Source organism: Corynebacterium mustelae (assembly GCF_001020985.1).
Taxonomy (GTDB): Bacteria; Actinomycetota; Actinomycetes; order Mycobacteriales; family Mycobacteriaceae; genus Corynebacterium; species Corynebacterium mustelae.
The window spans coordinates 299,759-313,925 of sequence record NZ_CP011542.1 but is presented as its reverse complement, the minus strand read 5'-3'; the positions used below and the strand labels follow the sequence as shown (position 1 = coordinate 313,925).

The window sequence follows — 14,167 nt, the reverse complement described above, 5'->3', positions numbered from 1 at the left end:
TTGAGGCTTTTCACTGGAGAATTCTGACCAGTATTTTCTGTTTCTTACAGTGAAAGGCCCCATCGACATTGCTTTTCGACGTTTGTCTGTCCGTTGGTTATGCAGCTTGACGTTTGTGGTTGGTGAGGATTCTGGTGATGTCGGTGAGGAAAGCACTGGTCAGTTCATCGGGGTGGTAACGGATGATGATATACCCCTGATTTTGGATGCGTTTCTCCCGAACCCGTTCGTTGATCAGCGCATGAGGGTTGTTTCTGGTTTTACACCTTCCATCAATCTCCACCCCTAAAAACCCATTAATGAGGATATCGATACGATACACCGTACCTCCGCACGATACGTGGGCTTGCGTTTCGATGGATTCCACACACGATAGGTTAGCATATTCGATCATAAGCCGGGCTTTGGTCTCATATAAACTTTCACTATTTTCCCGGGTGGTTGCCACCAACCGTAACGCACGAGGCTTACCGTGGAGTGCGGGCATGCGCATAAGCTCCCGCATGACCTGGGTTTTCGATGCCCGTTTCAGATAAAACGCCGCCTCGATAAACGACACCGCCATCTCCTCTGATTCCAGCACCACAAGATCGAGAAACGTCCGGGCGATACTCGTGACACGGATCCCGTTTTCATACACAATGTCACATTCCGGTAATACCCGGGCGGTATACGACACATGCCCACCCCACTGATAACGCGCCGATGGTTTCATCCGCCCCGGCAATGTTAGATAAATGGTTTTCAGGTTGCTGGTATTACCCAGAAACGGAATCCCCAACACACACGCAGCCGCCGTCCCCGTCAACACCGCACTACGCGCCGAGATAATCGTGGCATAACACCGCACAATATTACGAACACTCGGAAACAACCCAACATACCGATCATGCGCAACCCCCAGCTAGGACACAACCGAACACACCCAGAGGTGTTCTGCCCACCACGTCGCAGATACACAAGCTCCCCAACCAACACACCCAAAAGACATAAACCCTGCATAACCTCATAACAGGCAGGAGTACTAGCGGTGAAACGGCTCATGTCTGTGATCCTGACACACCACACCTACCCGTGTCACGGGAAACCGCATCATCACCCCACACCTGTGGATAACCCCCACTTTCACATGACACACGCCACAGAAAACCCGGGTGGGTCCGGGGGTATCTGTGGATAAACCCCACAAACCCTCCCCAGGAACGGAACCCACACCAGAATCCCCAAGCTCGAAACCGCCAACTCGACTAATCCGTCCCAGGAACACCCCACACACCGCCCTCATACAAAATCAGTCGAGTTCACCCACCACACCGCACGAAACCCCTAACCCCTCCCCAGGAACCCAGGAACCACCAACTCGACTCATTCGTCACCGCGACAGGCCACACCACCGGTTTCACACACAAAGGTCGAGCCGACAAAACCCAAGCCCCAGAACCCCGATCAGCATGTTTTCAGAACACCCCAGGAACCACCAACTCGACCAATCCGCCCCAGCAACACCCCACACCCCACCCTCATACAGAATCAGTCGAGTCCGCCCACCACACAGCACAAAAGAAACCCAGTTGAGCCTCAACACCCCAGGAACCGCCAACTCGACCCATTCGTCACCACGACACACCACACCACCGGTTTCACACACAAAGGTCGAGCCGACAAGCCAACGAGCAGGCCCCAAGCCCCAGAACCCCGATCAGCATGTTTTCAGAACACCCCACGAACAACCAACTCGACCAATCCGCCCCAGGAACACCAGACACCCCACCCTCATACAGAATCAGTCGAGTTCATAGCCTGTGGATATACCGAAACCCTACAAGCCTAAGTGCTTGGAGCTGGAAACAGCGTTGTCAGCCTATCCACGTTGGGAAGCCGAACTAAACAAAGCGCGAGACCTTATCTTTCGCTCATCGTTAGTCACCGTCGATGGAGACACCCACCCATACTGGTTCTGGTTCTAAGGTGACAGAGAATGCGGCGTAAACACCGGATCGGATGTCGCGGGCGAGGTTCACCAAATCCTCGGTTGTGGCGGTTCCACGGTTGGTTAAGGCCAACGTGTGCTTCGTCGACAAGCGAGCAGGCCCGTGTCCGGGATACCCTTTGTGGTATCCTGCCCGATCGATGAGCCACGCAGCGGAAAGTTTCTTTTTCCCACTACCGGCATTAAAGCATGGCATGGCCGCTGCCGTCTCAGCGCCGTATCGCTTTTCGACGACCTCCCGCACCTGTTCAGCAATGTCCTCGGGCACGATCGGATTGGTAAAAAATGACCCGGCTGACCAGGTGTCGTGATCGGATTCGTCATACACCATTCCTTTCGCCCGGCGCAGTTGTAATACCGCAGCTCGGACATCCGCGACTGGTCGACGCGCATCCGATTCCTCCTGTGCCACTGCTAATTTTCGAGCCAATTCCCCGAACCGCAACGGGGCGGAAAGCCCATCGGTGCGTAGTGCAAGCCGAATGGAAAGGACTACGGCCCGCGAGGTGAATTTCAGATTGGAGTATCGGTAGGCCAAGTCCAATGAGCTGGCTGGCACCCAGGAACGTTGACGGGTGGTGCGGTCAAATAGTTCTACCTCGGTAAGAACGTCCGAGATTTCCGCACCGTAGGCGCCAACGTTTTGCACTGGAGTTGCACCAGCCGATCCTGGAATCCCTGATAAGCATTCGATTCCCCCTAGGCCAGCAGCAACACTGGCGGCAACAATATCGTCCCATGAGGCCCCAGCTTCCGCTTCCACGGCACCGGATTTCGCATCAATGCGACAGTCGGTGCATTCTAAAACCACTGCCACTACCGGCACGTCGCCGTCAGCAACCACCAGGTTTGAGCCGCCTCCAACGATCAGCAATGGAATGTCATTGGCGTCTAACAGTTGCACCACATCACAGACTGCGGTTGTACTGCTACACCGAATGGTGGCCCGAGGGGTCCCACCGATATGCAGTGTCGTTAGCTGATGAAATGGGGTGTTGTCGATAACAACGTGGTCAAATGCTTCGATGGTGGCTAACAATTCATTAATGGGCATACTCACCCCACTAAGGGTAGTCTGTAGACATGAGTACACGTAGTGAGAACACCGTAACAATCAATCATCCTGCGGAAAAAGTTCACGCAGCCTTGACCAATCCAGATTATTGGGCACATATTGCGGCAACTCTTTCCCCGGAACCGGGCGAAGTTCATGAGTTCACCACCGCAGACGGTGGTGCTATAGCAACCCTATATGAGGTGCTGCCGATGGAGATCGTTCCTGAGGCCGTCCGCGTTATGATCTCCCAGGCGCTCAAGGTCAAACGTGTCGTCACTGTGGGGGCGTTGGCCGACGACACCGCTACGCTCTCCTACACCGCTGATGTCAAAGGCACCCCAGTTGATTTCAAGGGCGACATTGCACTCAGCGGCACGGGCGACGTGACAACCTTGTCCTACACCAACGATGTTTCCGTCAATATCCCAATGATGGGTTCCGCCATCGAGCCTAAGGTGGCTGAAGCCTTGGCGGATTTGTTCACCAACGAAGGCGCACTGACCGAAGCCTGGATCAGCGCTAACCTCTAGCGCATTTCTTGGTGGTAGTTTTCTCACAATGGCGTATCACGGGCACAATAAGCGCGCAGATTTCAGCCGTAACTCCACCAAACCCATCGGTGTTATCACGCGTGGCACCACCGGAACTAACCGGCTGCGGCGCAGCGACCGATGGGTTTTTTATAATCCCACACTCCATCAGCTGTTGCGCACCACCCCGAAACCACTCGCCGTTGACGTCGGTTATGGGGCAAGCCACACCACTACCTGTGAGTGGGCGCGGTGGCTTAGAAAAATAAACCCACATACCTCTGTTATTGGGTTGGAGATCCACCCGGATCGGGTACTGCCACCCCGCGACGGAGTACGGTTCGAACTAGGCGGCTTTGAATTAGCTGGCTACAGCCCACAGCTAGTGCGGGCATTTAATGTTTTGCGCCAATACGACGTGGCACAGGTAGAAGCCGCGTGGCAGATGGTCTGCAACCGACTAGCACCCGGTGGGTATTTCATTGAGGGCACCTGCGATGAAATCGGCAAACGTGCAACCTGGGTGCTATTAGATGCCTCTGGCCCACTTTCATTGACCTTAGCTTGGAATCCGTGGGAGCTGTCCCGCCCGTCGGAAATAGCAGAACGCTTGCCTAAAATCCTCATTCATCGTAATACCGCAGGCGAAAGAATCCACGACTTACTTACGCTTATCGACGACTGTTGGGACAAAGCCAGCGGTTTCGAAAGCTTCGGTCCACGTATCCGGTGGCATGAGACTCGCAAGCTCATAGCTGATCACATTCCGCTAACCCGCAGCCGATTGGTTCAAGACAATATACTGACCATTCCGTGGTCAATAATTGCACCGTAACTGATTGTTCTAAAACTTGTGGCGGAATCGGGAAGAATCCGCCAAACTGGATAGCTATGAGAACTTTTGGAAAAGTCCTAGTTGGGATCGTCGCGTTACTGCTCATACTCATATTCGTGGCCGAATTCGGGCTGCGGTGGTACCTCGGCAACGAAATGAAACAATCCTTTTCCGCAAGTTCCGAAACCGGCCAAAGCCAAGAAGTAGACGTTGCATTCGGCTCCACCCCTCTGTTGTTCGGCATTGCCAAGGGCGAAATTCCCTATATCAAGGTGGATGCGCCATCTTCTGCCACTGTAGTCACCAATCCACAGGATGGCCTGCCGGATCTTCAAGGCAACCCCGAGACCCACATGGTGATGAATGGGTTGAAGTTCCAGGACACCCAGAACCCCACCGCGCGCACCTTAGAAATGGAAACGGTTATGCGCGATGAGGTCATTCTTGCACTCATTCAGCGTTCTATCGCTTCGCAACAACCACAAACACCGCAATTATCGTTAGATAATTTTTCCCCGAATACCGAATCCCTGCAGGATCTGGCGCAAGGGCTGCTACAAAACATCATCAAGGTCACCAATGTGACCAGTAAAAAAGCCGAAAACTCCATAGATGTAGAGTTCACCAATGGCGCCGCCACGCTCACGTTACTGCCAGAAGTTGAAAATGGCCAGGTAAAGTTCACTGTCAAAAATACCGCACTCTTTGGTTTCGACCTGCCAGCTGGCGCCTCTGATGCTATTACCAATGGGCTTAGCTCCGGTGTTGGTTCTCTGACCGACACCGGTTTAACCATGGAATCCATCACGGTAGAAGACGGCGGTATTCGCATGAAGCTGCGTGGCGAAAACGTCAATCTGAATGAACTAGGCAACCAGCCGTATCTTAATTCCACACGCTAACCGGCTTTGTTTTAGCCTTAGCTGGTAGCTAGCCAAATATCGGCCCCCACCGCATGGTCTGGTGTGGGGCCGATCGCTATAATCGGCAAAATACCATCAAGAGCTATATGAGCTGCCGCCCGAGACTCATAAACCCCAGAGCATACAGCGTCAGCGCCACCAGTACAGATAACCTTAGCCGCAGCGGCGATGGCGTCGTCGTCAAGCGTGCAGGTATCTAACGCCACCGCCAACGTTGCGGGATGAGCCACAGCTTGCCGCAACGTGACCACTTCAGTCAACAGCTCATGCTCGCCAAGGCTCGCTGGCACCGCTATCACCAGACGCGCCCCCTGCTCAACCGCTAACCGGGCCTCCGCAGCCTTAACCAATACATGGTGCTGACCGGTAGGAAACCCGGCGAAAGTGGCAATATCACCGTTAGCAATTTCCACCCGGTTAGGAAGAACACAAATATTCTCCTCAGCGAGATCCACGACAGCAACGCCATCGCTTAAAAATGTGCGATAAATCTTCATTACCACTCGTAATTTCCGCCGAGGATGCTTTTGATCTGTGGCCGCACATCAAACCAATACAAACCGGTAATAACCATGCCGATCCAAGATAGAAACGGCAGCATGGTGAAAATGGCGATGGACGATCCCGCTAACAATCCGGCCCACACCCATTTACTTTGTCGATCCGCCGCCGGAAAGGCATCGTCTCGGGTACTGATCACCAGAAACGCTCCGATCAATGCAGCAACCGCGACGGCTAGAAACACTCCGCTTATAGCCAAGTTAAGAACAAAATTAATCTCGCCCAACACTCTAAAATACTCCCTGTTTCATACAAGCTTTTATCCGAATAGTAGATAAGAAACGCTATAAATAGCCAAACCAGCCAGCGCGCCAACGATCGTACCGTTAAGCCGTATGTACTGCAGATCCTTACCCACCATCAATTCAATCTTGTCACTAGCCTCATCTGCGTCCCAACGCTCAATCGTCTCGGAAATAATACCGGTAACCTCAGCTGCATAATTATCCGCCAAAAATGCAGCCGCACCAGTAATCCGACGATCCAAAGACTGCCGCAATTGTGGATCTTCCTGAAGTTTGGTGCCCCACGTTACAGCCAACTCCACAATCTTGCGGCGCAATGCTGAATCTGGATCCACCGCGGCGGTCACTACATTGTCGCGGGCCAATTGCCACAACATCCCAGCAGCGTCTTTAACCGGCTCGGAATTCATGACGTCTGCTTTAATCTCTTCTACCCGAGCAATCATCGCCGGATCATTCTGTAAATCCTCGACAAATTGATTAATGAATCTCCGGATCGCCGCCCGCGCCTCATGGTTTTTATCCGCATTAACCGCAGCCGTCCAGGTAATCAATTCCCGATACACCCGATCGCCAACCAGTTCATTTACAAATTTCGGCGCCCAGGACGGTGCCCGCTCATCCAAAATTCGCACGATAATATCCTCAGAATCCAGTGCCTTCTTATGCACCCAGCCGAGGAATTGATCGACCAACGGTTCCACCTGGCCGCCGTCGACAAGCTTTCCCAGCGTCCGACCCAACGGTGGCCCCCACTCGGGTTGCGCCAACTTATCAATCAACGACGACCGAATAACCGCCTCTGCGTCCTTAGGATCTAATGCATTAACCGCATTGGCGGTAAATTTGCCCACCTCCCGTGACACAGTTTCCGCGTTCTCCGGTTGCACCAACCACTGGGCGATCCGCTCCGGAACCTGAGCTTTGGACACCTTCTCGGTAATCAGTTCCGCATTAAGGAAGTTATCGCCCACAAACCCGCTTAAAGCCTCACCTACCTGGTCTTTCTTCCTGCGAATAATCGCCGTGTGCGGAATTTTAAGCCCCAACGGGTAGCGGAACAACGCGGTGACAGCAAACCAGTCCGCCAAACCACCAATCATGCCCGCCTCAGCAGCCGCCCGGACAAAGCCCACCCAGGTGGCACTCGGATCCACCTGAGTTTCGTACCACCGACAGCCCAAGAAGACCACGGCAGCGAACACCAACAGCCCAGTAGCGAATGCTTTATACTGCCGCAGCTCTTTTCGACGCCTCGCCTCTACCTCAGGCGACGGTCCAGGAACAGCGAGACGGTCAATTGTAGTCATGCTAGCTATTATGCCCCACCACCGAACTATCTTTTATCTATTGGCTGTTCAAACCAAGTTTGATCGCCCAAGGGCATGCACAAGAAGGGTTTACGTGACGAGCTGATACACCGCAATCCCCACACCAGGGGCGGCACCGAGAAAATTAACCAACGCATGGGCGACCAGTACCGGGAATAATCTGCCCTGGCGACGCACAATCATGCAGGCTATAAGCCCCCAGACCGTAAACGCAACGAAATACACCAGCATCGCCGCACCACTCGATGCAAAAAATATATGCTGCACCCCGAATGCAACGGACGAAACCACCACAGCGATTGTTGCCCCTAGCCGCCGTTTAAGCCCGGCGAGACCGTAACCCCGAAAAACCAATTCTTCGGTTAGGGCATTGATCGCCACAAAACCAATCAGTGACACGATCCCCACCGCTATGGCAACCGGCGAGTTTCCCGCCGCCACCGCCGCGTTATCAATAAAGATCACCTCAAAGGCAGAAAGCACTTCGGTACCGTAGATAGCAAACATCACCAGCCATATCGCAACCATAAACGGCAGATTAAGCACCATGAACCACAGCAAGCCCCAGCCGATGTCGACTGCAATCTTTCCGACACGCACCCCGACCGCTTGCCGCACTGTTACCCCCATGCGGCGATACAACGACACAACCAACCACAAACACACGATGTTGACCGGCAATAGCCCGATCGTGGCCAGAAAACTGCCGGGCGGAAATCCATCAATGCCCAACACTTTCTGCTGGTACAGCCACAACAAACCGGTTACAACGACAACCAGTCCCAGCCGCACCGCTATAAGCAAAGTCGCTCGACCAGCATCAGGATGGGTTTCGGTAGTCGTGTGGTCTCCAGAAAGTCCCATTCGGATATTCTCAATCTTTTTAGTTATCTCACGGCTATACCGGAACCGGCGTTGTCGAGTATGCGGTGGTTTCTTCCGGGCCACCTGGCATTTGATCTCCTAATTCCCAGGCATATTGGATCAAACTTACCGACGATAACAAGGTAATCAAGGTAATCAACACGGCAATGACGATACGAGAGCCTTTCATATTTCTATTGAAACAAAAGTACCGCGGTACCGGAATAGCAATACAGAAAATGGGTTAAAGGGCAAGGAGCGTGTTTGGTTGGCCCCACGTACGTCTTGGTAAGTGAAGATGCTAGAGCGCCTTAACCGTTGAACTGGCTTTTCGCACTAATCGTTGCCTCAGCCAAAATCCACAAACCTTTTCTCAAAAACCACGAATCATTCAGGGGGCATTCCCCAACTCGACCGTTACGTTCCTTACGCCACGAAACCAGCCATCTGGCCACCAAAAGGTCGAGTTGCCCAAAAACCAACACCGATTTATCCACTCTAAACTGGGCTAATACCCAAAACAGCCACACTTTTCGTCCCCTAGCCCCAGAATCCACCAAACTCACGGCGCTAAAAAGGCCCCACCGAAGTGGGGCCTTCTTGGGAGGTGCCGTGGTGTATTAGTTCACCCGGCCGGTTTCAGCGCGGTATTGCCGGTAGTAGCGGCGGCCGTAGTGAATCAGGCCGAAACCACCGATCAACAGCACAGCTGCCAAAACAATACCGATGTATAGATATGTCATTGCGGCTTCTCCTGACTTGCACAGTTTTAGTACGACATTTTGTTGAGGATTTCTTGGGCTTCTGGTGTGATTTTTGTGGGGATGGTTATCGGGCCGTGGGGTGTGTTGATGGTTACGTCTCGTAAGGGTTCGAGGATGTTGATGATTTTTTGTCGACTGAATCCGGTGAGATCTTGTAGGAAACGTGCGACGGCTAGGGCGACAAAGACGAGATTTAGGTGGGCGCGGATGGAATCTTCTTTCCGTACGTACATTGGCCTGGCTTGAAGGTCGCTTTTTGCCATTCGGAAACTTCGTTCCACTTCGTATAGGTCATGATATGTTGCAATGATTTGTTCACCTGACATGTCCTCGGCCGAGATGTTGGTGATGTATCCTTTCCAGCCTGCTAGTTGTGACGCTTTTTCAAAATCATCAGTGTTGAACTCACAACGGCCGCTGGTGTGGGTAACAAACCGTGCCCGTTTTTGTTTCCGCGTTCCTGTGACGATTTCTTCAGCACGTTGACGTTGCTTGGCAAGAGTGTGCTTGTCGTTGGCAAATCGCTTGTGTGAATACTGACAGACCATTCGCCGTGTGGTTCGGTGAGTTGTGCTAGGGCCCATTGTTTTCGTTGATTCGACGATATGCCCATCATCAATAGCGTGTCCTGTCTCATTGATGGGCATATCCATCTTGTAGGGAGCTTTGGACATTCTTGCCCCGATAATGAATTGAAACCCAAGCGCTTCTAGATGATTGCAGTTGTCCGCAGAAATCATGCCAGCATCGGCGACAACAATGATATTTTCCACGTTATGCCGCCTGCGAAAGCTATTCAGTACATCAATCATGGTGAGTGCTTCTGCTTTGTTTCCCTCGAAGCAGGAAATTTCCAAGGGAAGTCCACGGCTATCAACAAGCAGTCCCACAACAACCTGTGGATCGATACGACGCTCTTTCGAGTACCCCACTTTACGTAAATCGTCTTCACGATCTGCTTCAAAATACAACGTCGTAACGTCATAAAGCACCCACGCTACTGTGCCACGTGCCAGGCTGAAATCAAAACATGCTCGGGAAAACGCACTGTACTTATCCTCATCAAAAGCTGTTTTCACTGCAGCTGAAACCGTGTTGCGATGAACAGCAGGTAACCCTAACCGTTGAAGCACCATGGGTACTTGTGACTTCGAAGAAGGCTGGACTACACGTGCAAAAACAGTGCGGGCAAAAACAGAATCCACCGGATAGATCGCATCAAAACCAAGCGTCGACCACGCACAAGCAAAAACATCCAATAATACGCGAGCAGTCATCGACTCCACCGTCAACGAGTCTTCGGTATCACCTGCCACTGGTAACTCAAGATCTAACTCAAGCTGATCAGCGTAAAGCAGATCACGCGCTTTTTTGAGTAAAGCGTGAAGTTCAATCTCGTTATGGGCAGAACCGACATGATAATCCACCACAGTTCGGCGATGCACATCCCGCACGATCTGCACGGCAGTCGCACCGCTAGCAGTCCTAACTTTCCTAATCCGCACCACACAACAAGACTAACAAGCCCAAAAAACCCACCAAATTAGTACGACAAAAACCCAAAAAACACCCTAAAACCCCAGCTCACCCACAACCAAACCCACCAAAACCACAAACCACTGTGCAACTCAGGTAATACCCAAAACAGCCACACTTTTCGTCCCCTAGCCCCAGAATCCACCAAACTCACGGCGCTAAAAAGGCCCCACCGAAGTGGGGCCTTCTTGGGAGGTGCCGTGGTGTATTAGTTCACCCGGCCGGTTTCAGCGCGGTATTGCCGGTAGTAGCGGCGGCCGTAGTGAATCAGGCCGAAACCACCGATCAACAGCACAGCTGCCAAAACAATACCGATGTATAGATATGTCATTGCGGCTTCTTGGGTGCCGTAAATTTGGGTAGCAGCACCAAAAATGATGAGGCCGAAGCCAGCAAGCGACGTGAGTACAAAGCCCATACCCAACCACGTGCTGGTGCGCAGCAAAGAAGAGTGCGGTGCACCTAAGCTAACCGGATCGTAGCCGTCAATGTACTGCATACGGCTAGAAACCTCGCCATTGAAGACTGGGTATTCAGCCACGTGCTTTTCAGCGGACATGTGGGTACCTTTCTACTGAGCTTTAATAATAAGGGTTCTTAAGTTTATGGAAGAGCCAGCTTATGCGTGTGGCCTACCGATAAAAGTGAGAGCCCCAATCGCGGAGCCTCAAGCCTGCCTGCCAGTGTAGCAATGCCTACATGAAGTTTTGGTCACGCGTACTGGCAGGCTATCCCGTTTGGGGGTAAGGCTTAAGCATCCTTAGCGGTGAAGAATGCGCGAGCGCGTTCCTTGTTAATGGCCGCAACCGCAGTGAGCGGAATGCCTGCTGGGCATACGTCTGCACATTCGCCGTACAAGGAGCAGTGACCGAAGTTGGTTTCCAACTCGTCCACCATCTTGCGGGCACGACGGCCGCGTTCTTCCTTACCCATTGGCATGAGCGAAAGGTGAACCAGCTTAGCACCAGTGAACAGGTGAGCCGCACCATTCGGGCACGCAGCCACACAGGCACCACAGCCGATGCAGGCAGCGTGGTCAAGCGCAAGCTCAGCGGTCTGGTGGTTCATGTGGAGGGTATCAGCATCAGGTGCAGTACCTGCGTTGACACTGACATAACCGCCTTGTTGCATGACCCGGTCCAGGGCGGAACGGTCAACAACCATGTCCTTGATCACTGGGAATGCTGCGGAGCGGAATGGCTCAATCTTTAAGGTAGAACCATCGGCCACGTTAAGCAGACGCTGCTGACATGCAGGCTGGTTTTGCTCCAGACCGTGTGGTCGACCGTTGACCAACAGACCACAGGTACCGCAGATACCTTCGCGGCAGTCGGAAGCGAATGCGAATGGTTCTTCACCGCGTTCGACCATACCGGTGTTGACGTGGTCCAACAGTTCGAGGATGGACATTTGCGCTACGGCGTCTTCGACAATGACGGTCTCGAAGTGGCCCTCCTGATAAGGCCCGGCCTGACGCCAGATTTCAAGATGCAGTTTCATTACTTGTAATTCCTTGTCATCAGAGGGATCGCTTCAAACACGAGAGGTTCTGCGTGGCGGATGAATTCGCCTTCGCTTGCACCTGGTTCCCATGCGGAAACGAAGCACCAGTTTTCGTCGTCACGCTCAGCCTCACCCTCAGGGGAAAGGTGATCGTCACGGAAGTGAGCACCGCAAGACTCGTCGCGGTCCAATGCATCCACGCACATCAGCTCGCCGAGGTCAATGTAGTCGGCGACACGAGCTGCGTATTCCAGCACCTGGTTCATTTCATCCTGGCTACCGGTGATGCGCATATTTGCCCAGAAATCCCTACGCAGAGCACGGATCTTTTCGATACCGGCCTTGAGATCTTCAATATTGCGGGCAACGCCACAGGAGAAGTAAAGGATTTCACCCAACTGCCGGTGATAATACTCCGGACCGTGTGGGTTATCGCCCTTGATATTCATCAGGCGATCGATGCGAGCTTGCGCCCGGTCAAGTGCAACCTGTACTTCAGGTGCATTCTCAGGCAGTCGTTCTTGACCCAAGTAACCTGCCAAGAAGTTCGGGATGGTAAACGGTAGGGTGAACCAACCATCTACCGATGCCGACAGCAGCGAGTTAGCACCCAACCGGTTTGCACCGTGGTAGGTCCAGGAACACTCGCCAGCTGCGAACAGCCCTGGAATGGATGTCATTTCGTTGAAGTCGGTCCACAACCCGCCCATGGTGAAGTGGCAGGTAGGAGCAATACGCATCGGTGCGGAGTACGGGTCTTCACCAATTGCTTCTTCATACATTTGGAAGAGGTTGGAATAACGCTCTCGGATGGTGTCCTGGCCGAGGCGCTCGATAGCGTCGCGGAAGTCCAAGTATGCGGCGTTGTGCAGCGGGCCAACACCCAGACCAGCGTTGATCTGCTGGGAGATAGCGCGGGACGCCACGTCACGAGGAACCAGGTTACCGAATGCCGGGTAGCGGCGCTCCAAGAAGTAGTCGCGCTCTTCTTCCGGAATGGTATTCGGGTCGCGGTCGTCGTTGGGCTTGATTGGCGACCACACGCGGCCGTCGTTACGCAGGGACTCAGACATCAGAATGGTCTTGGATTGCCATTCGGAGTTCACTGGCAGGCCGGTTGGGTGGAACTGAATGAAGGAAGGCGATGCGAAGTATGCGCCTGCCTCGTATGCGCGCATGATTGCGCCAGCATTGGAGTTCTTTGCCAGAGTCGACATGTGGTAAACGTTGCCGTAACCACCGGTTGCCAAGATGACTGCGTGGCCGGTGTGAGCGGTGAGCTCACCGGTGATGAGGTTACGCATAACCACACCTTCACAGCGCTTCTTGCCGTCTTTTTCGGTGATGATGAGATCCACCATGTCGTTGTGGGTGAAGATCTCTACGGAGCCGAGGTGAATCTGACGCTGCAACGAGGATGCAGTAGAAAGCTGCAGCTGCTGACCAGTCTGACCACGGGTGTAGTAGGTACGGGATACCTGCACACCACCGAAGGAACGGGTTGCCAGTGCGCCACCGTATTCACGGGCGAATGGGGCACCGATGGCATTCATATGGTCAATTACGCGAGCGGATTCGATAGCCAAGCGCCAACAGTCAGACTCGCGGCACCGGAAGTCACCGCCTTTTACGGTGTCCTTCGCGTGACGGTATGCGCCGTCGTTGTCCACTTTCTTGCCACGGGCGGAGTTAACGCCACCCTGTGCTGCGATGGAGTGTGCACGGCGAGGAGCATCGTGGTAAGTGAATGCTTTGACGTCGTAGCCTAGTTCGCCGAGTGCCGCTGCAGCTGCACCACCGGAAAGGCCGGTTCCGACAACGAGGACACGGAACTTACGACGGTTAAGTGGGGAGACCAGCTCCATGTGGTCTTTATGGTACTGCCACATTTCGCGGACAGGAACGCCCTTTGGCTCGTGTGCGTCCAGCACGGTTCCTGGTTTGACGCCAGGGACGATGGAAGCTGGGTGGTTGAACTCAGGGCGAGTTACGGTTTCAGCGTGAGTGCTCATATTGTGTACCTTTTCG

The 14,167-nt window shown here is 53.3% G+C and carries 15 protein-coding genes; 3 read left to right on the top strand and 12 right to left on the bottom strand.

Features of this window, described 5'->3' with window-relative positions:
* Positions 1–97: 97 nt before the first annotated feature.
* Together CMUST_RS01485 and CMUST_RS01475 are read right to left on the bottom strand one after the other, a co-directional pair.
* On the bottom strand, positions 98–850 hold the full coding sequence (locus CMUST_RS01485) for a hypothetical protein (RefSeq protein ID WP_144414092.1): 753 nt from the start codon (positions 848–850) through the stop codon (positions 98–100).
* Positions 851–1,919: 1,069 nt separating this feature from the next.
* On the bottom strand, positions 1,920–3,044 hold the full coding sequence (locus tag CMUST_RS01475) for a UDP-N-acetylmuramate dehydrogenase (RefSeq protein ID WP_047261031.1): 1,125 nt from the start codon (positions 3,042–3,044) through the stop codon (positions 1,920–1,922).
* A 29-nt stretch (positions 3,045–3,073) separates the two neighbouring features.
* Between CMUST_RS01475 and CMUST_RS01470 the strand changes: the two genes are divergently transcribed.
* The 3 genes from CMUST_RS01470 to CMUST_RS01460 are packed head-to-tail and all read left to right on the top strand — an operon-like array spanning position 3,074 to position 5,314.
* A complete protein-coding gene (locus CMUST_RS01470; RefSeq protein ID WP_047261030.1) occupies positions 3,074–3,577 on the top strand; it encodes a DUF2505 domain-containing protein in 504 nt (167 codons plus the stop codon).
* 28 nt (positions 3,578–3,605) lie between these two features.
* Positions 3,606–4,412, top strand: coding sequence for a class I SAM-dependent methyltransferase (locus CMUST_RS01465; protein ID WP_047261029.1), 807 nt, complete (start codon positions 3,606–3,608; stop codon positions 4,410–4,412).
* A 56-nt stretch (positions 4,413–4,468) separates the two neighbouring features.
* Entirely contained in the window at positions 4,469–5,314 is an 846-nt protein-coding gene (locus CMUST_RS01460) for an LmeA family phospholipid-binding protein (protein ID WP_047261028.1), read from the top strand.
* 17 nt (positions 5,315–5,331) lie between these two features.
* Here CMUST_RS01460 and CMUST_RS01455 read toward each other — a convergent pair whose 3' ends face one another.
* From CMUST_RS01455 to CMUST_RS01410, 10 genes are all read right to left on the bottom strand, one after another.
* On the bottom strand, positions 5,332–5,832 hold the full coding sequence (locus CMUST_RS01455; RefSeq protein WP_047261027.1) for a beta/alpha barrel domain-containing protein: 501 nt from the start codon (positions 5,830–5,832) through the stop codon (positions 5,332–5,334).
* Positions 5,832–6,125: a DUF2516 family protein gene (locus tag CMUST_RS01450; protein ID WP_407921993.1), complete on the bottom strand. Its 294-nt coding sequence runs from the start codon at positions 6,123–6,125 to the stop codon at positions 5,832–5,834. The genes CMUST_RS01455 and CMUST_RS01450 overlap by 1 nt, the downstream gene beginning before the upstream one ends.
* 30 nt (positions 6,126–6,155) lie before the next feature.
* Positions 6,156–7,451 (bottom strand): DUF445 domain-containing protein, encoded by a 1,296-nt coding sequence (locus CMUST_RS01445; RefSeq protein WP_047261026.1) that lies wholly within the window; start codon positions 7,449–7,451, stop codon positions 6,156–6,158.
* A 90-nt stretch (positions 7,452–7,541) separates the two neighbouring features.
* Positions 7,542–8,336, bottom strand: coding sequence for a CPBP family intramembrane glutamic endopeptidase (locus tag CMUST_RS01440; RefSeq protein ID WP_047261025.1), 795 nt, complete (start codon positions 8,334–8,336; stop codon positions 7,542–7,544).
* Between the two features lie 34 nt (positions 8,337–8,370).
* The gene (locus CMUST_RS16735) at positions 8,371–8,526 is read right to left on the bottom strand and encodes a hypothetical protein (RefSeq protein WP_158408182.1); all 156 of its coding nucleotides are present in this window, start codon (positions 8,524–8,526) and stop codon (positions 8,371–8,373) included.
* 430 nt (positions 8,527–8,956) lie between these two features.
* Positions 8,957–9,079: a hypothetical protein gene (locus tag CMUST_RS17110; RefSeq protein ID WP_269082584.1), complete on the bottom strand. Its 123-nt coding sequence runs from the start codon at positions 9,077–9,079 to the stop codon at positions 8,957–8,959.
* A 26-nt stretch (positions 9,080–9,105) separates the two neighbouring features.
* Positions 9,106–10,563, bottom strand: a complete 1,458-nt coding sequence (locus tag CMUST_RS01425; RefSeq protein ID WP_052844452.1) for an IS1634 family transposase — start codon at positions 10,561–10,563, stop codon at positions 9,106–9,108.
* A 281-nt stretch (positions 10,564–10,844) separates the two neighbouring features.
* A complete protein-coding gene (locus CMUST_RS01420) occupies positions 10,845–11,195 on the bottom strand; it encodes a hypothetical protein (RefSeq protein WP_047261023.1) in 351 nt (116 codons plus the stop codon).
* A gap of 191 nt (positions 11,196–11,386) precedes the next feature.
* Entirely contained in the window at positions 11,387–12,136 is a 750-nt protein-coding gene (locus CMUST_RS01415; protein WP_047261022.1) for a succinate dehydrogenase/fumarate reductase iron-sulfur subunit, read from the bottom strand.
* A complete protein-coding gene (locus tag CMUST_RS01410) occupies positions 12,136–14,151 on the bottom strand; it encodes a fumarate reductase/succinate dehydrogenase flavoprotein subunit (protein ID WP_047261021.1) in 2,016 nt (671 codons plus the stop codon). Before CMUST_RS01410 ends, CMUST_RS01415 begins: the two co-directional genes overlap by 1 nt.
* Between the last annotated feature and the right edge of the window lie 16 nt (positions 14,152–14,167).